The following is a 23,643-nucleotide window of genomic DNA, read 5'->3' as shown; positions in this document are numbered from 1 at the left end:
CTCCGCTGTCATGCCCCGGCTTGACCGGGGCATCCAGTACGCCGCGGCTTCTCGGCTCATCCACAGCCGCCTCGGCGTACTGGATCGCCCGGTCGAGCCGGGCGATGACAACAGTGCGTGCGGGAACCGCCCAGCCGCCTCACCGCCCCAAACAGCACTGACATTCGCCGAAATCGGCACTACCTAATCGTACAGAATGGCTTTTCCCCCTTCCCCCTTCGCCTCCGAGCGCGCACCCGGCGCGGGCGTCACTGCGGTGCTCGGGCCGACCAACACCGGCAAGACCCATCTCGCCATCGAGCGGATGCTCGCGCATCCCTCCGGCATGATCGGCCTGCCGCTGCGCCTGCTTGCGCGCGAGGTCTATAACAAGATCGTCGATCGCAAGGGCGTGGAGAGCGTCGCGCTGATCACCGGCGAGGAGAAGATCAAGCCGAAGAACCCGCGCTATTGGGTCTCCACCGTCGAGGCGATGCCCAGGGATCTCGACGTCTCCTTCCTCGCCGTGGACGAGGTCCAGATCGCCTCCGATCTCGAGCGCGGCCACGTCTTCACCGACCGCATCCTCAACCGCCGCGGCCGCGACGAGACGCTGCTCTTGGGCGCTGCCACCATGCGCCCGATCATCGAGCGCCTCTTGCCCGGCGTGTCCATGATTACGCGGCCGCGGCTGTCGCAGCTGGAATTTGCCGGCGATCGCAAGATCACGCGCCAGCCGCGGCGCACCGCCATCGTCGCGTTCTCGGCCGACGAGGTCTACGCCATCGCCGAGCTGATCCGCCGCCAGCATGGCGGCGCGGCCGTCGTGCTCGGCTCGCTCAGCCCGCGTACCAGAAATGCGCAAGTGTCGATGTTCCAGAACGGCGACGTCGACTATCTCGTCGCCACCGACGCGGTCGGCATGGGCCTCAATCTCGACGTCGACCACGTCGCCTTCGCCTCCGACCGCAAGTTCGACGGCTACCAGTTCCGCCGCCTGACGCCGTCCGAATTCGCGCAGATCGCCGGCCGCGCCGGCCGCGCCACGCGGAATGGAACGTTCGGCACCACCGGCCGCTGCGCGCCGTTCGAGCCCGAGCTCGTCAACGCGCTGCAGAACCACACCTTCGACAGCGTGAAGATGCTGCAATGGCGCAATTCGAAGCTGGATTTCTCCTCCCTCGGCGCGCTCCAGGTGTCGCTGAACCTCTCCCCCGGCCATGAGGCGCTGACGCGGGCGCCGATCGCCGAGGACATGCGCGTGCTCGACCACGTCGCCCGCGACGCCGATGTGCGCGATTCCGCACATGGCAAGCTGGCGGTGGAGCGGCTGTGGGAGGCCTGCCAGGTCCCCGATTACCGAAAATTGTCCCCGGCGGCCCATGCCGAGCTCGTCACCACGCTGTACGGCTTCCTGATGCAGAAGGGCCGCATTCCCGATGCCTGGTATGCGGCCCAGGTCGACCAGGCCGACCGCATCGACGGCGATATCGACACGCTGTCGGGCCGGATCGCGCAGATCCGCACCTGGACCTTCGTCGCCAACCGGCCGGACTGGCTCGCGGACCCCGAACACTGGCAGGGGATTACGCGGGAGGTCGAAAATAAATTATCGGATGCGCTCCATGAACGCTTGACTGAGCGTTTCGTTGATCGCCGGACCAGTGTATTGATGCGCCGCCTGCGGGAGAACACGAGCTTGAATACTGAAATCGGCAAGACCGGCGAAGTCATCGTCGAAGGCCATGTCATCGGCCGTCTCGATGGCTTCACCTTTGCACCGGATGCGGCGGAAGCCGGCTCCGATGCGAAAGCCTTGCAGGCTGCGGCCCAAGCGGTGCTCGCCGGCGAGATCAACGCGCGCGCCGAAAAACTGGGCAACGCGCCGGACGAGCAGTTCGTGCTGACCTCGGAAGGCACCATCCGCTGGACCGGCGACGCCGTGGCGCGACTGTCCGCCGCAGAGGATGCGCTGCATCCGCGCATCCGCATCATCTCCGACGAGCGCCTGACCGGCAGCCCGCGCGAGAAGGTGCAGGCGCGCCTCGAGCTCTGGCTCAAGACGCATATCGAAAAACTGCTCGGGCCGATGTTCGAGCTCTCTAAGGCCGAGGACGTCACCGGCATTGCCCGCGGCATCGCCTATCAGCTCGTCGAGGCGCTCGGCGTGCTCGAGCGTCCCAAGATCGCCAACGAGTTGAAGGATCTCGACCAGCCCTCGCGCGCGACCTTGCGCAAATACGGCGTCCGCTTCGGCGCCTATCACCTCTATTTCCCCGGCCTCTTGAAGCCCGCTGCGCGTGCGCTCGCCGCGCTGCTGTGGGCGCTGAAGCAGGACAATGTCGATCTGTCCTCGCTCTCGGGCGCGCAGCATCTGGCATCTTCGGGCCGCACCTCGTTCCCGGTCGACAAGCAGCTGCCGCGCGATGCCTATCGCGTGCTCGGCTACAAGCAGGCCGGCGAGCGCGCCGTGCGCGTCGACATCCTGGAGCGCCTTGCCGATCTGATCCGCCCGGCGCTGGCCTGGCGTGATAACTCGCCCGGCGAAAAGCCCGCCGGCGCGTTCGACGGCCGCAGCTTCGTGGTGACGCAGGCGATGACCTCGCTCACGGGCTCCGCGGGCGAAGATTTCGCCTCGGTGCTGCGTGCGCTCGGCTATCGCATGGAGAAGCGCCCGCCGCTGCCGCCGAAGCCTGTGGCGCTCATTGCTGAAGCTTCCAGCGCAGAGGCGCCCGCCGAGACGCCTGCGACCGAAACGCCGGTCGAGGACGCCGCCGCCGCAGACACGCCGATCGAAGCCGCTGCGGTCGCAGTCACCGTCGAAGACGCGCCCGGCATGGAGCAGCACGACGCGCCCGCGCAGGACGAGCCGGTGCTCGAAGCATCGCTAGATGCTCCCGTCACGCCCGAAGACGCTCCCGGCATCGCGCCGCCGGCCGAAGAGGAAGCCGCTGCGCCTGCGGAGGTTGCCGGCCTTGAGGCAGCTCCCGCTGAAGCTGCCGCGGTCGAAGCTGCTGCATCGCCCGACGCCGCCGCGCCCGTCGAGGCCGCGCCCGCCGAGCCCGAGCTGGTCGAGGTCTGGCGTCCCGGTGGCCGTCACGAGGACCGCAAGCCGCGCCACGAGCGTCATCGCCACCAGCGTCACCATCATCAGCCACGCCCGCAGGCGGGCGCCGAGGCGGGTGCTGCGCCCGCCGAAGGCGAGGCCGCGCAAGCAGCCGACGGCGAGAAGCGCGGCGAGCGCCATCGTCACGGCGGTCGCAGGGATGGCGGCAGAGATTTCCGCAAAGGCCGCGAGGGTGGTGCCGAAGGCGCGCCGCGTCCCGAAGGGCGCGACGACAAGAACCGCAGCTTCCAGGGCAAGGACCGCGACAAGGATCGCGATCGCAACAAGGGCAAGTTCGGCGGCGATCGCGACAATCGCGGCCGCGACCGCGACAAGGGCCGTGACCGTCAGGGCGGGCCGTCGCTGCGCCCCTACGCCTCGAGCGCGAACCCGCGCGAGCGTGATCGGCCGGTCGATCCCAATTCGCCCTTCGCAAAGCTCGCTGCGCTGAAGGAGCAGCTCGCAGGGCGCAAGGAGTAGCCCACGACCGAGCGGCAGCGCATCGACAAATGGCTGTGGCACGCGCGGGTGGTGAAGGCGCGCACATCTGCGGCTGAGCTCGTCGAGTCCGGCCACGTCCGCGTCAACGGCGTGCGCGAGACTTCGCCGGGCCACGCGATCAAGGCCGGCGACGTGCTCACCATCGCGCTCGACCGCACCGTTCGCGTGTTGAAAGTGATAGCCTTCAACGAGCGCCGCGGCGATGCCGCCTCGGCGCGCGTGCTCTACGAGGAGCTCGGCGAAGGAAAGCGCAATTAATTGCGCTTTGAATTCATTTCTTGGTCGATCAATCGCGCAAAGCCGTCATGATCGACCGTCCCCGACCTTGCGGCGCCGGGCCATCCGCGCTACGCAAGCCGCGACTTTTAAAAGAGCTTTTCGGAGCGTTGGATGACTTACGTCGTCACTGAAGCCTGCATCAAGTGCAAGTATACCGACTGCGTCGAGGTCTGCCCGGTCGACTGTTTCTACGAGGGCGAGAACATGCTCGTCATCCATCCCGACGAATGCATCGACTGCGGCGTGTGCGAGCCGGAATGCCCCGCCGACGCCATCAAGCCGGACACGGAACCGGGCCTGGAAAAGTGGCTGTCGGTCAACGCCGACTACGCCAAGAGCTGGCCGAACATCACCCAGAAGAAAGAATCACCTGCCGACGCCAAGGAATTCGACGGCATGGAGGGAAAGTTCGAGAAATATTTTTCTCCTAACCCCGGCTCCGGAGACTAATTCGGCCGCAAACTTAACCCTAATAGCGGCGTGACCGCCGAAAACCAGGCCTGAAGACCCCTAAATCATTGATTTTTGCGGGAAATGTGCTATATTGGGCACATTAAGCCGAACCCCGTCAGCCCCGTTGGCCCTTCTGGGTTCCCGTGAAACCAAATGTCGAACAGGGGCGTGGCAGTTTCCGCGCGCAGGCTGTGTCACAGAAAACGCGTAAAAAGAGTACTTCAGCGAGGGCTTCCCATAAGGAGGCCAAAAAAGTCGCCGCGGCCAGCCGTAGCGCATCCAAGGGTCGGACCGCGACGAAGGCGCCGGCTGCAAAGTCCTCGAAGAACAAAAGAAGCGCAATGCCTAACAAGACTGCCAAACCGGCCGCGAAAGCGACCGCTGCCAAGCCTGCTGCCAAGGCTCCCGCTGCCAAGTCCGTCGCGCCGAAGGCCCCTGTTGCTGCTGCCAAGGCTCCTGTCGCTTCCAAGCCGGCCGTGAAGCCGGCGGCTGCTGCGCCGAAGGTCGAGGAAAAGAAGGTCGTGACCCAGCGTCAGGGCTTCAAGGCCAACGAATTCGTCGTCTATCCCGCTCACGGCGTCGGCCAGATCCTGGCCATCGAGGAGCAGGAGATCGCCGGTGCGAAGCTCGAGCTGTTCGTCATCAACTTCATCAAGGACAAGATGACGCTGCGCGTGCCGACCGCCAAGGTCGCCAATGTCGGCATGCGCAAGCTGTCCGAGCCCGCGCTGGTGAAGAAAGCGCTGGAGACGCTCAAGGGCCGCGCCCGCGTCAAGCGCACCATGTGGTCGCGCCGCGCCCAGGAGTACGAAGCGAAGATCAATTCGGGCGACATCGTCGCGATCGCGGAAGTCGTGCGCGACCTCTATCGCTCCGAGTCGCAGCCCGAGCAGTCCTACAGCGAACGCCAGCTCTATGAAGCCGCGCTCGATCGTCTCTCCCGCGAGATCGCGGTGGTGCAGCACTCGACCGAGACCGAAGCGGTCAAGGAGATCGAGGCCCAGCTCGCCAAGAGCCCGCGCCGCAACGCCAAGGCGGAAGCCGCCGAGGGCGAGGCGGATGCCGAGGGCGATGCCGACGATACCGATGGCGACGACACCACCGTCGCCGACGAGGCGGCGTAAGCCTCTCGTCGCGTCGATCGCAACAGATCAAAAGCCCGGCCGTTTGGCCGGGCTTTTTGTTTGTGATGCAACGGCGGTCGAGCCTCGCCCTACGGCGCCGCGCGCGGCTGGGTCCAGATCGCGATCGGCCGCTCGAGCCCGCGGATCGCTTGGGGATCCAGGGCGATCAACGATGCAAATGTCTCGGCTGTGCTGCCGAGCTCCAGCATGGCGCGGCTGACGAGATCGTGGCTTGCCACCAGCGCGCAGTCGAGCGTGCGCGTCAGCGCTTCGAGACGGCTTGCTGCGTTGACGGTCGCGCCGATCACGGCAAATTCCAGACAGGTGTGCCCGATGTCGCCGAGCACCACCGGCCCGTAATGCAGGCCAAAGCTGACGCGCATCGGCGGCTCACCGGATGCCCTTCGCTGCGCGCTCCACCTGTCCGCCGCCGCAATCATGGCCTGGGCACAGCGCAGCGCGTTGCTGGCGTCGCGCGTGCCGGCGAAGGGGGTGCCGAATGTCGCCATCAATCCGTCACCCAGATATTTGTCCAACGTGCCGTCGTGACGGAAAACCTCCTGCTCCATCAATCCGTGGAATTCGCGCAGCGTCCGCACCACCTCCTCCGGGGTGCGCGCATCGGCAAAGGCCGTGAAGCCGACGATATCCACGAACAGCACCGCGACGTCCTGCGTGCGCACCTGCTTCAGTGGCTCGTCGTGCTTCGACAATTCCGTCACGACGTTGGGTGAAAAGTAGCGCGCAAGATTGCCGCGTTCCCGTTCCACCGCGGCATGCCGGATCAGCAGATCGTTGCTGCGGCGGACGGCGAGCGCCAGCGTCACGGCGACGATCATGAAGACGACGATTTCCTGGATGCGGAGGCCGAATCCGATCGCAGCGGGCGAGATCAGCGCGAACAGCCTGTGATCGCTGCCCACCGCGTCCGCAATGCGGGCGGTCAGTGCGGGATCGCGATCAGGTTGCCACCACACCCAGGCCATGCCGATCACCCAGAGCGCTGCGGTCCATGTTCCGACCGCAACCACGGTTCGCCAGGAATAGGCCAGCGTGGCGCCCGAGAGCAGCACGAAGAAGTAGATGAAGTTGCCGAAATGGTACTGCATCGCCACCGGCCAGTGCGTCGTGCCGAAGGGGTTCGGGACGACGATGACGAAGGTGAGCAGCGCCAGGTCGCAGAACAAAAGCGCCAATTCCGACCGCGACACGCCGACCCGCCCAACCCTGACCTGGGCCCAGCCGATCAGCGCAAACAGGCCCAGCAGCGCCACGTAGTAGAGCTGCTCCCATGCCGGGTTAATGGCAGGCAGCAGGCAAGCGATGATGGCAAGCGCGACATAGCGCGCCCGCACGGCCAGTTGCAGGCCCTCCTGCTTGGCGGATGCGAGTGCGGCCTGCGCGAACTGGACGGTTTCGGTCTCGCGCTGGCTGCGCGCGCGTGAAGGCTCGGCAGACGATTCGCGGCGCTCGACGAGCATTGTCACGGGGCGGTCTCCTCGCTTGAGCCGTTGCAGCACGACGACGGCTGTCAGCCGCCGCAACCGATCTTCAGTCTAGTGATGCATGGCCGCGAGGTCATCAGCTCGGGTGAGTGTTTTTCACCCGCGCAGCGAACCGCTCACTTCACCGGCCGCTTCTCGAGCTTCCTCGCCAGCGTGCGCCGATGCATACCCAACCTCCGCGCTGCTTCCGAGATGTTGAAATCCGTCTCGATCAGCGTCTGGTGGATGCGTTCCCATTCCAGCGTCTTGATCGAGGTCGGCCGCGCGTCGAGCGCGACTTCGGCATTGCCTTCGGCCTTGTTGAAGGCCGCCTCGATGTCGTCGGTGTTCGACGGCTTGGCCAGATAGTGGCAGGCGCCCAGCTTGATCGCCTCGACGGCGGTCGAGATGCTGGCAAAGCCGGTCAGCACCACGATCAGCATCTCCTCATCGTGGGTGTGCAGCAGCTCGACGCAGGCTAGCCCCGAGGCGCCGCCGAGCTTGAGGTCGACGACGGCGTGGCCGAAGGATCGCTCCTCCAGCACTTTCCGTACCTCCTCGATCGAGCCGGCCAGCACGACCTCGTAGCCGCGGCGCTCGAACGAGCGTTTCAGCGTGCGCGCAAAGCCTTCGTCGTCCTCGACGACGATGAGCGAACGGTCAGGCGTCAAAGCTGCCCCCGATCGCGAGCGTTGCGAGCGGCAGGGTGAGGCGGACGGTGGCGCCGCGCTTCCTGTGGTTCTCGGCGGTCACGCTGCCCCCTAACTTGCGCACCACGTTGACCACCAGGAACAGGCCGAGCCCGCCGCCGGCGCGGCCCTTGCTCGAGTTATAGGGCTTGCCGAGCTGCGCCAGCATCTCCGGCGCAAAGCCGGGACCGCGGTCGCTGATCGACAGCACGAGATTGTCGCCCTCGCGCTCGGCCAGAAGCTCGACCCAGTCGCGCGAGACCTCATAGGCGTTGTCGAGCACGTTGAAGATGACCTGCTTCAGCGCCACGTCGGAGACGATCGCGACGTCCTCGCCGAACGTGTTGACGAAGTAGAGCGTGCGCGCCGAACGGGCGTTGCGCCACTCATCGACCAGCGCGGTCACGAAGGCCGTCACCGTCGTCGGCGAGGACCCTTCGCCGCGCGCTTCGCCCGCCGACACCAGGATGCCCGTGACGATCGACTTGCAGCGTTGCAGCGAGGTCTCCATCTCCGCGAGATCCTCCGCGAGCTCCTGATCGGCTGCGAGATCCGGCATGCGGCGCCAGTCGCTGAGGATCACCGAGAGCGAGGCCAGCGGGGTGCCGAGCTCGTGCGCCGCGCCCGATGCCAGCAGGCCCATGCGGACGATGTGGTCCTGCTCGGCCGCATGCTGGCGCAGCGCCGCCAGATGCGCGTCGCGCTCGCGCAGGTTCCTGTTGATGCGGGTGACGAACACGACCAGCAGCACGGCATTGAGCACGAAGCCCAGGAGCATGCCTGTTACCGTGAGGCTGTAGGTCTCGCTGATCGGGTTCGGCGGCAGGTCGAGCGGCCGGTACGCCAGCGTCAGCCAGACGAAGCTGGCGCAGGTCAGCGCCACCAGCGACCAGGTCGAGCGCGCATCGAGCAGCACGGCGCCCAGCGTCACCTGGAGCAGGAATAGCGAGGTGAACGGATTGGTGGCACCGCCACTGAGGTAGAGCTGCGCGGTCAGTGCCGCGACGTCGAGCATCAGGGCGACCAGCAGCTCGTTGTTGGAGATCGCGGCGCGATGGCGCACCCAGACCAGGCTCGAGACGTTGAGCAGCACCAGCGCGCCGATCACCGCGCCCATCCGCTCCAGCGGCAGGGGAATGCCGAGCCAGAAATGCACGCCGCCGATGGTGACGATCTGGCCGACCACCGCGGTCCAGCGCAGCTGGATCAGCAGCGCCATGTTCTTGCGGTTGGTCTCGTCGTCGGTCGGCGTAGCGCCGACCAGCTCGCTGCGCGCGTCCGCCTGCGATTGCAGCGTCACGGCGAGCTCGCCAAACGCCTGGGGAGGCGTTCTTCCGTCGTCAGGCCTGTTCGACGATCGTTCCAGCATCTGATCCCGTCCTGCGGGCGGCAGCATCGGAGCCGCCGGCCGGTTCGTGGACGAAGCGCCCGCGGCGGAACAGCCCGCCGCCGAATGTGACGAAAAGTTTACCGGCCAGCATGACAGCCAAGGCAAACCACGTCAGCGCGTAGATCAGGTGGTTATTGGGAAAGCGGATCACGGTCAATCCGCCGATGGGGCCTTCGATGGGGCCTTGGGCGGTTTGTGATCCGGCATCGGCATCGACGAAAAAGGGTGCGACATCGTGGAGGCCACGTGCCGTCGCGATCGCGGCGACGTCCCGCGAGTACCAGCGGTTGTGCTGGGGAACGTTGTTCCGGAGGAAGCCGCCCTTCGGCTCCGTCATGCGGAGCAGGCCGGTGATCACGACCTCGCCATCCGGATTGCCATCCCGGCGTGTCGATGCCTCGCGCCGCTCGGACGGCACGAAGCCGCGGTTGATCAGGATCAGCGTGCCGTCGTCGCGTTTGAGCGGCGTCAGCACCCAATAGCCGGGGCCTTCCTCGGTGACGGCCTGAACCAGCGTCTCGCGGTCATGCAGGAAGCGGCCGCTGACGGTGACGTGCCTGTATTCGTCGCTTGCGGCCGAGACCGCAGGCCACGAAGCGGGCGAGGGGATCGGCTGGGCCGGGGCATGGACGCGCTGCTCGACGCGGTCGATCAACGCCAGCTTCCAGGCGCGGCGTTCGATCTGCCAGACGCCGAGCGCGATCAGAACTGCAAAGGCCGTGAGCGAGAGGACCGTGAGCCAGAAGGACGGGCGCGCAGCGTTACGGCGCGCCCATCCTGTCTTGCTCGTCACGGTCCCCAATTCGTTCACTTCATTCCGCTCATCTGGTGGATCGGCATCATGTTGCTGTTGAGGTGGTTCATCACCCACAGCGAACCGGACAGCGCGATCACCACCATGACGATGGTGAAGATCAGCGCCATCATGCTCCAGCCGTTCTCGGATTTCGTGTTCATGTGCAGGAAGTAGATCATGTGCACGACAATCTGCACGACCGCGAAGGCCATGATGACCAGCGCGGTGATCTGCTTGCTCGGCAGTGCGCCGCTCATCACCAGCCAGAACGGGATCGCGGTGAGCACGACCGAGAGCACGAAGCCGAGGAGATAGGTCGAGAACGTGCCGTGGGCGTGACCATCGCCGTGGGGATGATCGTCCGCGTGGGCGGCGTGGGTATCGGTGTTCATCGCAGAACTCCCAGGAGATAGACGAAGGTGAAGACGCCGATCCAGACCACGTCGAGGAAGTGCCAGAACATCGACAGGCACATCAGGCGGCGGCGGTTGGCCTCGATCAGGCCGAACTTCGAGACCTGCACCATCAGGGTCACCAGCCAGATCAGGCCGCAGCTGACGTGCAGGCCGTGGGTGCCGACCAGGGTGAAGAAGGCGGACAGGAAGGCGCTGCGCTGGGGCGTTGCGCCTTCATGGATCATGTGGGCGAACTCGGTCAGCTCGATGCCGATGAAGGCGGCGCCGAACAGACCGGTGATCGCCAGCCACATCTGCGTCTGGGCGATCTTGTTCTGCTGCATCGTCAGCATCGCGAAGCCGTAGGTGATCGACGACAGCAGCAGCATCGAGGTGTTCACCGCGACCAGGTCGAGGTCGAACAGGTCCTTCGGCGCGGGCCCGGCGGCGTAGTTGGCGCCGAGCACGCCGAAGGCGGCGAACAGCATCGCGAAGATGAGACAGTCGCTCATCAGGTAGATCCAGAAGCCCAGCGAGGTGCTGTAGCCTTCCGGATGCGGATGCTCGTCGGCGAGATAGAAGACCGGCTCGCCGGTTTGCGAGGGATTGAGAGCGACAGTCATTTACTTGACTCCGGCGAGCAGTTTGGTGCGCGCGTCCTCGGTCCGGATGACGTCGTCGGCCGGAATGTCGAAGTCGCGGTGATAGTTGAAGGTGTGACCGATCCCGACGACGAGCATCGCGATGAAGCTCGCAGCCGCCAGCCACCAGATGTACCAGATCAGGCCGAATCCCATCGCGGTGGCGAAGCCGGCGAGGATGACGCCGGTGCCGGTGCTGCTGGGCATGTGGATCGGCCTGAACCCGGTGAGCGGACGCTGGTAGCCGCGCTTCTTCATGTCCCACCACGCGTCATTGTCGTGAACGACGGGGGTGAAGGCGAAGTTGTAGTCCGGCGGCGGCGATGAGGTGGCCCATTCCAGCGTGCGCGCATCCCAGGGATCGCCGGTGACGTCCTTGAGCTGCTCGCGCTTCAGGAAGCTCACCGCGAACTGCATCAGCATGCTGAGGATGCCGAGGAAGACGAGGAAGGCACCGATCGCGGCGATGACGAACCAGATCTGCAAGGACGGATCGTCGAACACGCGCAGACGGCGGGTCACGCCCATCAGGCCGAGCACATAGAGCGGCATGAAGGCGAGGTAGAAGCCGACGACCCAGAACCAGAACGACAGCTTGCCCCAGAAGACATCGAGCTTGAAGCCGAACGCCTTCGGGAACCAGTAGTTGATGCCGGCAAAGGCGCCGAACACCACGCCGCCGATGATCACGTTGTGGAAGTGCGCGATCAGGAACAGGCTGTTGTGAAGGACGAAGTCGGCCGGCGGCACTGCGAGCAGAACGCCGGTCATGCCGCCGAGCACGAAGGTCAGCATGAAGGCGATCGTCCACATCATCGGCAGCTCGTAGCGGATGCGGCCGCGATACATCGTGAACAGCCAGTTGAACATCTTCGCGCCCGTGGGGATCGAGATGATCATCGTGGTGATGCCGAAGAACGAGTTGACGCTGGCGCCCGAGCCCATCGTGAAGAAGTGGTGCAGCCAGACCAGGTACGACAGGATGGTGATGACGACCGTGGCGTAGACCATCGAGGTGTAGCCGAACAGCCGCTTGCCGGAGAAGGTCGAGGTGACTTCCGAGAAGATGCCGAAGGCGGGGAGAACCAGGATGTAGACCTCGGGATGGCCCCAGATCCAGATCAGGTTCACGTACATCATCGGGCTGCCGCCGAAATCGTTCGTGAAGAAGTTGGTGCCGACGTAGCGGTCGAGCGAGAGCAGCGCGAGCACCACGGTCAGGACGGGGAAGGAGGCGACGATCAGGATGTTGGTGCAGAGCGAGGTCCAGGTGAACACCGGCATCTTCATCATGGTCATGCCGGGGCAGCGCAGCTTGACGATGGTACAGATCAGGTTGATGCCGGATAAGGTCGTGCCGACGCCGGCGACCTGCAGCGCCCAGATGTAATAGTCGACGCCGACGTCAGGGCTGTAGCCGATGTTCGAGAGCGGCGGATAGGCGAGCCAGCCGGTGCGGGCGAATTCGCCGATGAACAGCGAGGCCATCACCAGCACCGCGCCGCCGACCGTCATCCAGAAGCTGAAATTGTTCAGGAACGGGAACGACACGTCGCGCGCGCCGATCTGGAGCGGCACGACGTAGTTCATCAGGCCGGTGACCAGCGGCATCGCCACGAAGAAGATCATGATCACGCCGTGGGCGGTGAAGACCTGGTCGTAGTGATGGGCGTTGAGATAGCCTTCGGAGCCGCCGAACGCGAGCATCTGCTGGCCGCGCATCATCAGCGCGTCCGCGAAGCCGCGCAGCAGCATCACGATGCCGAGGATCATGTACATGATGCCGATGCGCTTGTGGTCCACCGTGGTGAACCATTCGCGCCAGAGGTAGCCCCAGAGACGGAAATAGGTGAGGCCGCCGAGCAGCGTGGCGCCGCCGAGCGCGACCACCACGAAGGTGCCGACGACGATCGGCTCGTGCAATGGCAGTGACTCGAGGCCGAGCCGGCCGAAGATGAGCTTGAGAAGATCAGGAGACATGCGAGCTCTCTTTAGGAGTCTGACTTCGGACGCTGTCCGAGGAAGAAGGACGAGGACTTGAGCGGCGTGAAGGTCGGCCGCTTCAGGCCGGCGCCGAGCAGCGGCGCGGTGTCGACGGGCGCCGTGATGGAGGCGGTGGTCTTGCCCTGCGGCGCATCCGGCGTGCAGGTGCCGGCGACGAAGGTCGGCTCGGGGCCGAGCGCGGTGCCGCGGCGGGCGTACTTGTCGTAGGAGAGCGGCAGGGTGTTGTTCAGGCCCTGATGGCCGGCGCCGCCCTTGGCGTCGATTGCCATCATCTCGCTCTGGCACATCTTGCCGGTCTCGACGCACATGTTGAGGATCAGGCGGTAGAGATCGGAATCGATCGTGCCCCAGCGCCGCACCGGCTCGTTCTGGCTGGGCTTTTCGAGCTGGAGATATTCGGCACGTCCGAGCGAGCCGCCGGCGGACTTGGCGCTGGCGATCCAGGCGTCAAAGCCCTTGTCGTCGAGGCCCTGGAAGTTGAAGTGCATGCCGGAGAAGCCGGCGCCGCTGTAGTTCGCCGAAAAGCCCTTGTAGGTGCCGGGATGGTTCACCACCGCGTGGAGCTTCGTCTCCATGCCCGGCATTGCGTAGATCTGGCCGGCGAGCGCGGGGATGTAGAACGAGTTCATCACCGAAGAGGCGGTGATGCGAAAGTTGATCGGACGATCGACCGGAGCTGCCAGATCGTTGACGGTGGCGATGCCGTAGTCCGGATAGATGAAGAGCCACTTCCAGTCGAGCGCGACGACGTCGACCTCGAGCGGGGCCTTGGACTGGTCCACGGCCTGCTCCGCTTTGATGCGGCCGAGCGTGCGATAGGGGTCGAGCAGATGCGTCCCCATCCAGGTCAGCGCGCCCAGGCAGATGATGATCAGCAGCGGCGCCGACCAGATCACCAGCTCGAGTTTGGTCGAGTGATCCCATTCCGGCTCGTAGCGGGCCGCGGTGTTGGACTGGCGGTAGCGCCAGGCGAACAGCACCGTCAGCGCCATCACGGGGACGACGATCAGGAGCATCAGGACGGTGGAGATGATGACGAGGTCGCGCTGCTGGGCAGCGATGTCGCCGGCTGGCGCCAGCACGACGTAGTTGCAGCCACTGAGCGCAACTGCCAGGGGTAGCAGCGCCAGGATCTTGAGACGGGACACGGGCCGAGCCTTTGAGAATGAGTTTCCTTTGCGGGGCCAACGGGTAGCTGCGGCGCAGCAATCCGGACATTGGACAATTTGTCCAATGTTGCAGTGCGGAATATTGGGTCAGACAGGCCCGGATTGCCTGGCGCCCCGCCGGGCGGTCGGCTTTGGTTTTCAGGACGTTAAGGGCGCACGAATGGCGACGGCACAGACCCCCGCAATGGCAGACCTCCACTCGGGCGAGCACGGCCACGACCAGGCCAGTCCCGGCGAGATCGCTATCGGCGTGATCATCGGCCGCACCTCGGAATTCTTCGACTTCTTCGTCTTCGCGATCGCCTCGGTGATCGTGTTCCCGCGCCTGGTGTTCCCGTTCACCAGCGAGCTGACCGGCACCCTGTATTCCTTCATGATCTTCGCGCTGGCCTTCATGGCCCGGCCGATCGGCACCGTCATTTTCATGACGGTCGACCGGGAGTACGGCAAGACGGCCAAGCTGGTCTCGGCGCTGTTCCTGCTCGGCACCGCCACCGTGGCGCTCGCGTTCCTGCCCGGCTATCACGACATCGGCGTTGCGGCGATCTGGCTGCTGGCGCTGGCGCGTATCGCGCAGGGTCTGGCCTGGGGCGGCGCCTGGGACGGCATGGCTTCGCTGCTGGCGCTGAACGCGCCGCCCTCCAAGCGCGGCTGGTACGCGATGGTGCCGCAGCTCGGGGCCCCGCTCGGGCTGATCGTGGCGAGCGCGCTGTTCGCCTATTTCGCCGGCAATCTCTCGGCCGACGACTTCTTCGACTGGGGCTGGCGCTATCCGTTCTTCGTCGCCTTCGCCATCAACGTCGTGGCGCTGTTCGCCCGCCTGCGCATGGTGACGACCGAGGAATATGCCTCGCTGTTCGAGACCCGCGAATTGCAGCCCGCGCGCATCTCCGACACCGTCGCGCGCGAAGGCCAGAACATCATGCTCGGCGCGTTCGCGCCGCTCGCAAGCTTCGCGCTGTTCCACATGGTCACCGTGTTTCCGCTGTCCTGGGTGTTCCTGTTCACCCGCGAAAGCCCGGTGCGCTTCCTGATCATCGAGATCGTCGCCGCCGTGTTCGGTGTCGGCGCGATCGTGCTCTCGGGCATCATCGCCGACCGCGTCGGCCGCAAGTCGCTGCTGATGGGATCGGCGATCGCAATCGCGATCTACAGCGGTTTCGCCCCGCAGCTGCTCGATGCCGGCGCGTTCGGTGAGACCATCTACATGGTGATCGGTTTCATCCTGCTCGGCCTGTCCTTCGGTCAGTCCTCGGGCGCGATCGCCTCGAACTTCAAGCAGGCGTATCGCTACACGGCCTCGGCGCTGACCTCTGACATGGCCTGGCTGTTCGGCGCCGGCTTCGCCCCGCTCGTCGCTCTGTTGCTGGCGACCAATCTCGGCGTCATCGCCTCGGGTGCGTATCTGCTCTCCGGCGCGTTCTGGACGCTGCTCGCGCTCTGGCTCAGCGGCCAGCGCGAGGCGGGCGATATGGACGCGGGGGGTTAGTCGTTAGCTGCAGCTACAAAAGAGATGTCGTCCCGGCGAAGGCCGGGACCCATAACCCCAGGGAGGGGTTGTGGTACGAGCTTGCAGCCAAAGGTGTTCGCAAACTCTATTCTGTGGTTATGGGTCCCGGCCTTCGCCGGGACGACGGCGGAAATCAATCCGCGACGATCTTCACACGATCCCTCACCTTCACCTGCGCGGTGCGATCGAGGCCGTTGAGCACGCGGAAGCGCTCGGCGGGGTGATCGACGCCGGCCATGCGGTGGGAGAGCGATTCCACGGTGTCGCCGGGCTGCACGGTGATGACCTTGATGCGCAGCGGGCGCGCGGCCTGGATCTCGTCGAGGGTCAGGCGGCGGAACGAGTTGACGGTCTCGCGCGCGTTGCGCTCGCTCTCGGTCGACTTCTGCCGTGCCGCGAAGATGAAGCGGTAGACGTCGCTGCCGAAGCGCAGCGCATAGACCTTGAACTGCCACTGGTCGCCCTTGGCGGTGGCGGACGCGGCCGGGAAGCCGTTGATGGTGATGTCTTCCGTGGACGCCTTCTCGACGCCTTCCATCCAGCCTGAATTGAGATAGTCGCCGAGCGACTGCTCGGCCGGCACCCTCACCACGTCGAAGCGCATCGCCTGCGAGCCGCCGTCGCGCACGCCGATCACCGCCTGCGCGGTGTTGTCGAGCGTGAAATTGTCCGGCGCCTGGAAGGTGAAGCCGAGCTTCGGATGCAGGAAACGCCGGCCGCGGACAAAACCTTCGCTCGGGTCTTCGCCATAGACGAGGTTGTCGATCGCAGCGAGATAGCTCTCGCGGTCGCGCTCGCCGCCTTCCGGAGCGACGTACTGCCGCGCGATGGTCTGCGCGTTCTGCACACGCTCCGGGGTTGCCGGATGCGACGAGGTGAAGTCCTGCGCGCGCGGATCGAGCGAGGAGGTCTTGCCGGCCTTCAGCTCGGCATTGCGCTCCATCGCCGAGAGGAAGCGGGCCGCACCATAAGGGTCGAAATGTGCCTTGGCGGAGATGCCGACGCCGATGCCGTCCGCCTCGAACTCCTGGTTGCGCGAAAAGCTCGCCATGGTGAGCTTGGTCTTGGCCAGCGCGAGCGCGGTGAGATCGGGGTCGTTGCTCATGTCGGTGACGACACGGGTGACGATCGCGGCCTGGCGCGCCTGGTCCTCGCGCATCGCGGCGTGCTTGGACAGCACATGCGCCATCTCGTGGCTGAGCACGGAGGACAATTCCGACGTGTCGCTCGCAAGCGCAAGGAGACCGCGCGTGACGTAGAGCTGGCCGTTCGGCAGCGCGAAGGCGTTCACTGCGCCGGAATTGAGAATGGTGACCCGGTAGCCCTGGTCAGGGCGGTCCGAGGCGGCGACGAGCCGGTCGACGGTTTTGGTGACCAGCGATTCGAGCCTGGGGTCGTCATAGGCGCCGCCATAGCTCGCCAGGATGCGCTCGTGCTCCTTTTCGGTGGCGGGGGTCTGCGCGACTGCGGGCTTCGGCTTGGGCATCGCGACCGCCGGCGGGGCCGCCGCGGTCTGGAATCGGCCCATATCGCCGCAGCCGGCGAGCGCCGTGCCCAGCATGAGGCATAGCGCGGCCGGCGCAGCCCGAAGGCGGCGGCCTTCACTCGTTTTGTGCTGTTCTAGCACCCCATTCACGTCGTTAACCCGTGCCCGGCCCGTTTAAGGCCTTACCCCTGTCGGCTCGTTTGCACTCAGCAACTCGACCTGTCCCACGAGGCGCACATCGATACGCGGCCCCGTATTCCCCTCAACCCAGCCCCGGACTCGAATACGTCGATTTTCCAAGGACTTAATGGCAACCCCGGCGTTTTCGAACGCCGGTAACGCGCGCCTTGAAATAGTCACGGCAAAGCCGCGTGTCCAGTTCCGTCCGAAGTTGAGGTAGGTCATTGCCCCAGCTTGCCGGACCGACAGGACTTTGCCCTCGACCACCACAAAGCGCCCGATCCCGGCCAAAATATCGTCCGGACTTTCCGTGTTTTTTATGGCCGACAGGTCAGCCCAGTTGCCCTTTTTTTGGCGCCGCGCCTCGGCCTCCGACGACATCAGGGCGGCCGCACAGTCCTTGTCGGCGATCTCGGCGGAGACGATGGCCTCGCCCTGGGCCAGCAGCATCGCCTGCACCGGGGTGTCGCTTTCGCCGACGAAGACCAGCCCGCCCTGGCGCCCATAGCGATCGGGCGTGTCGTCAGCGCTCCGCAGCGTCACGTCGCGGCCGACGAGCAGCGAGGCCAGCGCCTGCTTCGTCGTCGCGGTCGGTTCGATTCCGGCGAGGCGCACCTCGCGGCCGTCATCGAGACGCACGCTGCGGGCATCGACGATCGCGGCGACGCGGCCTTCGCCCTGGGACTCGAATTGGCACGGCGCCGCGAACGCATCACCAGACGCGAAGACGAGTAGCGCTGCGGCGATGAGGATGAGTGATCGTGTCACGTTGCCCGGAGAGTTTGCGTTACGCTCCAGCTTTAACCCATGCGTAGCGGGTCGCGAAGAGGCTTCCTCACACTCCGTCATTGCCTCGCTGCGCTCGCAATGACGATGCGGAAACATCTTGCGTCATCCCACTATTCCGTTTTGCGGAAAACGCGTGACGATCGCGCGACCTGCACGCCCCTCGCGCTTGCTGCCCTCTCGCGCATGCGGCATGATTGCGGCAATAGCGATCGGCAATAGCGATAGCCAAAAGCAATAACCAAGCCGCCATCAGAGCACGGCGCGATAAGGGAGGTCTTTTCGATGAAGAGAATTTTGCCGGGCATTTTTGCCGCTGCGTTTGCCTTGAGTGCCAGCGCCGTGCAGGCCGAGGATAAGCCGCCACTGAAGATCGGTGGCATTCTCGACATGTCGAGCCTCTATGCCGACATCACCGGTCCCGGCAGCGAGACCGCAGCCAAGATGGCCGTCGAAGACTTCGGCGGCGAGGTGCTGGGACGCAAGATCCAGGTGCTGGCGGCCGACCATCTCAACAAGGCGGATCTCTCCGCCAACATCGCCCGCGACATGCTCGACAACCAGGGCGTCGAGATGATCTACGACGTCGCGGCCTCCGCGACCGCGCTTGCCGCCGGCGAGATCGCGAAGGCGCGCAACAAGATCATCATGTTCAACGGCCCGGGCTCGATCCGTCTCACCAACGAGGCCTGCGGTCCCTACACCGTGCACTACGTGTTCGACACCTACGGCCAGGCCAATGTGACCGGCCTTGCGGCGGTGAAATCGGGCCTCGATACCTGGTTCTTCCTCACCGCCGACTATGCCTTCGGCCAGGATCTGGAGAAGGACACCAGTGCCGTCGTCACCAAGACCGGCGGCAAGGTGCTCGGCGGCGTGCGCCATCCGCTCAATACGTCGGATTTCTCGTCCTTCCTGCTTCAGGCCCAGGCTTCCAAGGCCAAGGTGATTGGCCTTGCCAACGCCGGCGGCGACACCGTCAATGCCATCAAGCAGGCGGCCGAGTTCGGTATCACCAAGGGCGGCCAGAAGGTCTCGCCGCTGCTGGCCTTCGTGACCGATATCGATTCGATCGGACTGGAGACGGCGCAAGGCCTGCTGCTGGCGGAAGCCTTCTACTGGGACCTCAACGACGACACGCGCGCTTTCTCGAAGCGCTTCACCGAGCGCATGAAGCGGCCGCCGACCTCGGCGCAGGCCGGCGTCTATTCGTCCGTGACGCATTATCTGAAAGCCGTGAAGGCGGCGGGTACGACGGATGCGGCTGCGGTCATCAAGGTGATGAAGGAGACGCCGATCAACGATTTCTTCGCCAAGGGTGGCAAGATCCGCGAGGACGGCCGCATGATTCACGACATGTACCTGTTCGAGGTGAAGAAGCCGTCGGAGTCCAAGGGCCGCTGGGACGACTACAAGCTGCTCGCCACCGTGCCCGGCAGCGAAGCGTTCCAGTCGCTGGAGCAGTCGCGCTGCCCGCTGGTGAAGAAGTGACGGCGTGAGCCGTCGTGGCGACAGGCGGGCCCAACAGCAGGTCGTCATCCCGGGGCGCGAAGCGAACCCGGGATCCATCGGGCCGCAGTAACTGTTGAGAAATGGATTCCGGGTTCGCGACTACGTCGCGCCCCGGAATGACGAAATAAACAACAAGAGGGAGACGTCCCATGAGCAACGACATGGTCCTGCAAAAGCTCGAAGGCGGGCTGCTCACCATCACGATGAATCGCCCCGAGCGGAAGAACGCGCTCAACCCCGACATGGTGCGCGGGCTGGTCGAGGCGGCGCGGCGCGCGGCTGACGATCCGGAGGTGCGCGCGGTGCTGTTCAAGGGCGCCGGTGGCTCCTTCTGTGTCGGCGGCGACGTCAAGTCGATGGCGGAGGGCCGCGCGCCGCTGCCGTTCGAGCAGAAGCTTGCGAATTTGCGCCGCGGCATGGAGGTCTCGCGTATCCTGCACCAGATGCCGAAACCGGTGGTGGCGCAGCTCGACGGCGCCGCGGCCGGCGCCGGCCTGTCGATGGCGCTGTCCTGCGATCTGCGTATCGCCAGCGAATCCTGCAAGATCACGACCGCCTTCGCCAAGGTCGGCTTCTCCGGCGATTACGGCGGCACCTATTTCCTGACCCAGCTGCTCGGTAGCGCGCGGGCGCGCGAGCTCTACCTGATGTCGCCGATGCTCACGGCAAAGGAAGCGCATGCGATCGGCATGGTGACCAAGGTCGTGCCCGACGCCGAGATCGACACTGCTGCCCACGAGCTCGCGCTGTCGCTGGCGCAGGGCCCCTCGATCGCGCTCGGCTTCATCAAGCGCAACATCAACAATGCCGAGCACCTGGCGCTTGAGGATTGCTTCGACGGCGAGGCGATCCATCACACCCGCTGCGGCGACACCGCCGATCACAAGGAGGCCGCAAAGGCCTTCGTCGAGAAGCGCAAGCCCGCCTTCAGAGGCGAATGACGATGGCTTCGTATATGCGCTTGCGGCAGATCTGCCTGGTCGCGCCGCAGCTCGCGCCTGTCATCTCCGACCTCGCGGAGATCATGGGCCTCGCCGTCTGCTATCGCGACGGCAATGTCGCGAAATACGGCCTGGAGAACGCGCTGCTCCCGGTCGACACGATCCTGCTGGAAGTGGTGGCGCCGTTCAAGGCCGGCACCACCGCCGGCCGCTTCATCGAGAAGACCGGCGGCCGCGGCGGCTATATGGCGATCTTCTGCTGCGACGATCCGGACGAGCGCGGTCGCAACGCCAACGCGCTCGGCGTGCGCACCGCGAACGTGATCGACCATGCGCCTTATCACGGCGTGCAACTCCATCCGCGCGACTGCCGCGCGGCCTTCATCGAGTTCAACCACACCGAAGGCAGCGACGACGTTCTGGGCCCTTATCCGCCGGCAGGACCGGACTGGCAGAAATTCATCCGCAAGGATGTGACGCAGGCGCTGACCGGCGTCGAGATGCAGAGCCCGGAGCCGCAGGGACTCGCGGAGCATTGGGGCAGGATCATCGGGGTCGCGCCCAATGCCGCCAGCAACGGCGTTGCCGAGCTGAAACTGCCCAACGCCAGTTTCCGCTTTGTGAAGGGCGCCAGCGAGATCATGAGCGCGCTGGAGTTTCGGGGCGCGGATGTCGCGCAGGTGCTGCATGCGGCGAGGGCGAAGGGCCATGCGGTGGCGGGCAATGAATTCCTGTTGGGCGGAGTGACGTTCCGGCTCACCGCTTGAGCGAGCGGCTTGTTCAGTCGTCATGCCCGGGCATAGCCGTCCGAAGGACGGCGTCGCTTCCGCTCGCCTATGTCCCGGGCATCCACGTTCTTGATCGTCGGTGCCAGAATGAGGCGTGGATGGCCGGGACAAGCCCGGCCATGACGGAGAGAATAGGCTAGAACAAGAAAAAGGACTCGCCCCACATGCCGCATCCGCTCGACAGCTTCTTTTCGCCCGCGAGCATCGCGCTGATCGGCGCCTCCCGCGATCACGAGAAGATCCCGGGGCGGCTCTTGTCGATGCTGCGCAAGAACGAGTATCCCGGAAAGATCTACCCGGTGAACCCGAACTACGCCGAGATCGACGGGCTCGCCTGCTACAAATCGATCGCGGAGATCGGTGCGCCGATCGATCTCGCCGTCGTCATCATTCCCGCCCGTGCCGTGCTGCCTGCGCTCGAGCAATGCGCCGCCGCCGGCGTCAATAACGCGGTCATCATCTCTTCCGGATTCGCGGAGGAGGGCGGCGACAGTGCGGCGATGCAGGATGCGATCGCGGCGCTGGCCAAGCGTACGGGCATGCGGATCTCCGGCCCCAACGCTGAGGGCTTTTTCAGCCAGATGCAGCGCGTGGCGGCGACGTTCAGCCCAGCCGTGGACGTCAAGCCCGGTGTGGTGCCGCTCATCGCCACGCAAAGACGGATCGGCATCGTCGCGCAGAGCGGCGGCATCGGTTTTGCCTATTATCACCGCGCGCGGGCGCTCGGTGTGGCCGTGAGCTACGTCGTCAGCGCCGGCAACGAATCCGATCTCGGCGCCGGCGAGTTCCTGGATTACCTGGTGCAGGACGCCTCGACCGACGTAATCCTGCTGTTCATCGAGGGCATCCGCGACGTCGACAAGTTTCTCGCGGCGGCGCGGCGGGCGGCTGAAATGAAGAAGCCCGTCATCGTGACGAAAGTCGGCCGCTCCGGCGCAGGTCGGCGTGCCGCGGCTTCGCATACCGCGAGCATGGCCGGCTGGTCGGCAGCCTATGACGCGGTGTTCGCGAAATACGGCTTCATCGTCTCCAACGATCTCGACGAAGCGCTGACGATCGCCGCAGTGCTCGCGAGCAACCCGTTGCCGAAGGGCGATCGCGTCGCGGTCGTCACCGTCTCCGGCGGCGCCGGCATCTGGGGCGCGGATGCGGTGGCGCTGCGAGGGTTGCAGGTGCCGGAATTGTCCGAGCGGATTCAGGCGGAGATCAAGACGCTGATGCCGTCCTATGGCACCGCGCGCAATCCGATCGACGTCACCGCGCAGGGCGTCACGTCGGGTGGTCTCCAGAAGAGCGTCGATCTGCTCACGGTCTCCGACGAGGTCGACGCGATCCTGGTCGTGCTGTCGCTCTCGAGCGAGGTGCGCAAGCCGTTCAACGAGGTCGAGCTGGCGCCGGTGCTGGCGGCGCAGCACAAGCCGGTGGTGTTCTATTCCTACACGGTGCCGTCCGACTTCGCGCGGCGCGAGCTTGCCAAATCCGGCGTCGTCGTGCTCTCGGGTCTGACCCATGCCGGCGTCGCGATGCGGCAGCTCGTGGACTACGCCCGATTCGAGCTGCCGAAGCCTGCGGACGAGGCGCGGCCGTCGTCACGCGATCTCTCCGTGCATCTGACCTCGCCGGTTCTGTCAGAGGCCGACAGCAAGGCGTTGCTGCGCGCCGCCGGCATCGCGTTGCCGGACGAGGTGCTGGTGAAGGACAAGGCAGGGCTCGATGAAGCGGTCACCCGCGTCGGCTTCCCGCTGGTGATGAAGATCCAGTCGCCCGACATCGCGCACAAGAGCGAGGTCGGCGGCGTGCGCGTCAACATCGCTACCAAGGGCGAGGTGTTTCTGGCGTTCGAGGCGCTGCTGGGCAATGCGCGCAAGCACCGGCCTGAGGCCGTGATCCAGGGCGTGCTGGTCGGCCCGATGGCAAAGCGGGGCGTCGAGATCATCATCGGAACGATGACGGACGAGACTTTTGGCCCGATGGTGATGGTGGGTCTCGGTGGGGTCACCACGGAGCTGTTCCGTGACGTCGCCTATCGCCCGGCGCCGGTCGGCGCGGAAGAAGCGAGCGCGATGCTGGCGGGATTGAAGGCGGCGCCACTCCTGAACGGCTTTCGCGGAGCCGTGGAGGCGGACGTTGCGGCGCTATCGCAACTGATCGCCGACATCTCCGTGCTCGCCGCGCGCCACGCGAGGCAGATTGCGGAGATCGAGCTCAACCCGGTGCTGGTGCACGCCGAAGGGCAGGGCGTGACGATCGTGGATGCGCTGGTGGTGGGGCGGAAGTAGCCGCTACACCCACCGCCGTCGTCCCGGACAAGCGAAGCGCAGATCCGGGATCCATAACCACAGGGTGTGGTTTGACGAGGACTCGGAGTTACCAGCTTGCGCGACGACTCCTCCCTGTGGTTATGGGTCCCCGCGTTCGCGGGGACGACAG

At 65.4% G+C, this 23,643-nt stretch carries 19 protein-coding genes; 9 read left to right on the top strand and 10 right to left on the bottom strand.

Annotated features, from left to right (window positions below):
• Positions 1–196: 196 nt before the first annotated feature.
• The 4 genes from XI08_RS27765 (at position 197) to XI08_RS27750 (ending at position 5,442) form a co-directional block, all read left to right on the top strand.
• Positions 197–3,565, top strand: a complete 3,369-nt coding sequence (locus XI08_RS27765) for a helicase-related protein (protein ID WP_271576816.1) — start codon at positions 197–199, stop codon at positions 3,563–3,565.
• Positions 3,566–3,586: 21 nt separating this feature from the next.
• On the top strand, positions 3,587–3,844 hold the full coding sequence (locus XI08_RS27760) for an RNA-binding S4 domain-containing protein (protein WP_271570084.1): 258 nt from the start codon (positions 3,587–3,589) through the stop codon (positions 3,842–3,844).
• Between the two features lie 132 nt (positions 3,845–3,976).
• On the top strand, positions 3,977–4,315 hold the full coding sequence (gene fdxA / locus XI08_RS27755) for a ferredoxin FdxA (protein ID WP_027545217.1): 339 nt from the start codon (positions 3,977–3,979) through the stop codon (positions 4,313–4,315).
• A 344-nt stretch (positions 4,316–4,659) separates the two neighbouring features.
• Positions 4,660–5,442, top strand: a complete 783-nt coding sequence (locus XI08_RS27750; RefSeq protein WP_271576815.1) for a CarD family transcriptional regulator — start codon at positions 4,660–4,662, stop codon at positions 5,440–5,442.
• Positions 5,443–5,531: 89 nt separating this feature from the next.
• Here XI08_RS27750 and XI08_RS27745 read toward each other — a convergent pair whose 3' ends face one another.
• The 8 genes from XI08_RS27745 to cyoA all read right to left on the bottom strand — a co-directional run bounded on the left by XI08_RS27745 (position 5,532) and on the right by cyoA (position 13,989).
• Entirely contained in the window at positions 5,532–6,923 is a 1,392-nt protein-coding gene (locus tag XI08_RS27745; RefSeq protein WP_271576892.1) for an adenylate/guanylate cyclase domain-containing protein, read from the bottom strand.
• 140 nt (positions 6,924–7,063) lie between these two features.
• Positions 7,064–7,597, bottom strand: coding sequence for a response regulator transcription factor (locus XI08_RS27740; RefSeq protein ID WP_027545216.1), 534 nt, complete (start codon positions 7,595–7,597; stop codon positions 7,064–7,066).
• A complete protein-coding gene (locus XI08_RS27735; protein WP_271576814.1) occupies positions 7,587–8,984 on the bottom strand; it encodes an ATP-binding protein in 1,398 nt (465 codons plus the stop codon). Before XI08_RS27735 ends, XI08_RS27740 begins: the two co-directional genes overlap by 11 nt.
• The gene (locus XI08_RS27730; RefSeq protein ID WP_271576813.1) at positions 8,956–9,816 is read right to left on the bottom strand and encodes an SURF1 family protein; all 861 of its coding nucleotides are present in this window, start codon (positions 9,814–9,816) and stop codon (positions 8,956–8,958) included. The genes XI08_RS27735 and XI08_RS27730 overlap by 29 nt, the downstream gene beginning before the upstream one ends.
• Positions 9,813–10,193: a cytochrome o ubiquinol oxidase subunit IV gene (gene cyoD, locus XI08_RS27725; RefSeq protein ID WP_271576812.1), complete on the bottom strand. Its 381-nt coding sequence runs from the start codon at positions 10,191–10,193 to the stop codon at positions 9,813–9,815. Before cyoD ends, XI08_RS27730 begins: the two co-directional genes overlap by 4 nt.
• Complete coding sequence (gene cyoC, locus XI08_RS27720) at positions 10,190–10,819, bottom strand: cytochrome o ubiquinol oxidase subunit III (RefSeq protein WP_271576811.1); 630 nt, start codon at positions 10,817–10,819, stop codon at positions 10,190–10,192. Before cyoC ends, cyoD begins: the two co-directional genes overlap by 4 nt.
• A complete protein-coding gene (cyoB, locus tag XI08_RS27715) occupies positions 10,820–12,817 on the bottom strand; it encodes a cytochrome o ubiquinol oxidase subunit I (RefSeq protein WP_271576810.1) in 1,998 nt (665 codons plus the stop codon).
• Positions 12,818–12,828: 11 nt separating this feature from the next.
• Entirely contained in the window at positions 12,829–13,989 is a 1,161-nt protein-coding gene (cyoA, locus tag XI08_RS27710) for a ubiquinol oxidase subunit II (protein WP_271576809.1), read from the bottom strand.
• 181 nt (positions 13,990–14,170) lie between these two features.
• Between cyoA and XI08_RS27705 the strand changes: the two genes are divergently transcribed.
• Positions 14,171–15,499 (top strand): MFS transporter, encoded by a 1,329-nt coding sequence (locus XI08_RS27705; protein WP_271576808.1) that lies wholly within the window; start codon positions 14,171–14,173, stop codon positions 15,497–15,499.
• Positions 15,500–15,653: 154 nt separating this feature from the next.
• Here the strand turns inward: XI08_RS27705 and XI08_RS27700 are convergent, their stop codons facing one another.
• The gene (locus XI08_RS27700; RefSeq protein ID WP_271576807.1) at positions 15,654–17,081 is read right to left on the bottom strand and encodes a M48 family metalloprotease; all 1,428 of its coding nucleotides are present in this window, start codon (positions 17,079–17,081) and stop codon (positions 15,654–15,656) included.
• Between the two features lie 99 nt (positions 17,082–17,180).
• Positions 17,181–18,035: a thermonuclease family protein gene (locus XI08_RS27695; protein WP_271576891.1), complete on the bottom strand. Its 855-nt coding sequence runs from the start codon at positions 18,033–18,035 to the stop codon at positions 17,181–17,183.
• 222 nt (positions 18,036–18,257) lie between these two features.
• Here XI08_RS27695 and XI08_RS27690 point away from each other — a divergent pair, with 222 nt between their 5' ends.
• From XI08_RS27690 to XI08_RS27675, 4 genes are all read left to right on the top strand, one after another.
• Positions 18,258–19,463, top strand: a complete 1,206-nt coding sequence (locus tag XI08_RS27690) for an ABC transporter substrate-binding protein (protein ID WP_135174865.1) — start codon at positions 18,258–18,260, stop codon at positions 19,461–19,463.
• A gap of 170 nt (positions 19,464–19,633) precedes the next feature.
• On the top strand, positions 19,634–20,425 hold the full coding sequence (locus tag XI08_RS27685) for an enoyl-CoA hydratase (protein WP_271576806.1): 792 nt from the start codon (positions 19,634–19,636) through the stop codon (positions 20,423–20,425).
• Positions 20,426–20,427: 2 nt separating this feature from the next.
• Positions 20,428–21,192 carry a hypothetical protein gene (locus tag XI08_RS27680; RefSeq protein WP_271576805.1) on the top strand — a complete coding sequence of 255 codons (765 nt, stop codon included), beginning with the start codon at positions 20,428–20,430 and terminating at the stop codon, positions 21,190–21,192.
• Positions 21,193–21,377: 185 nt separating this feature from the next.
• A complete protein-coding gene (locus XI08_RS27675; protein WP_271576804.1) occupies positions 21,378–23,492 on the top strand; it encodes an acetate--CoA ligase family protein in 2,115 nt (704 codons plus the stop codon).
• Positions 23,493–23,643: the final 151 nt, after the last annotated feature.

Source organism: Bradyrhizobium sp. CCBAU 11361, assembly GCF_028128935.1.
Classification (GTDB): Bacteria; Pseudomonadota; Alphaproteobacteria; order Rhizobiales; family Xanthobacteraceae; genus Bradyrhizobium; species Bradyrhizobium niftali.
Note: the sequence above shows the minus strand (reverse complement) of the source record. Positions and strands in the feature narration are given on the sequence as shown.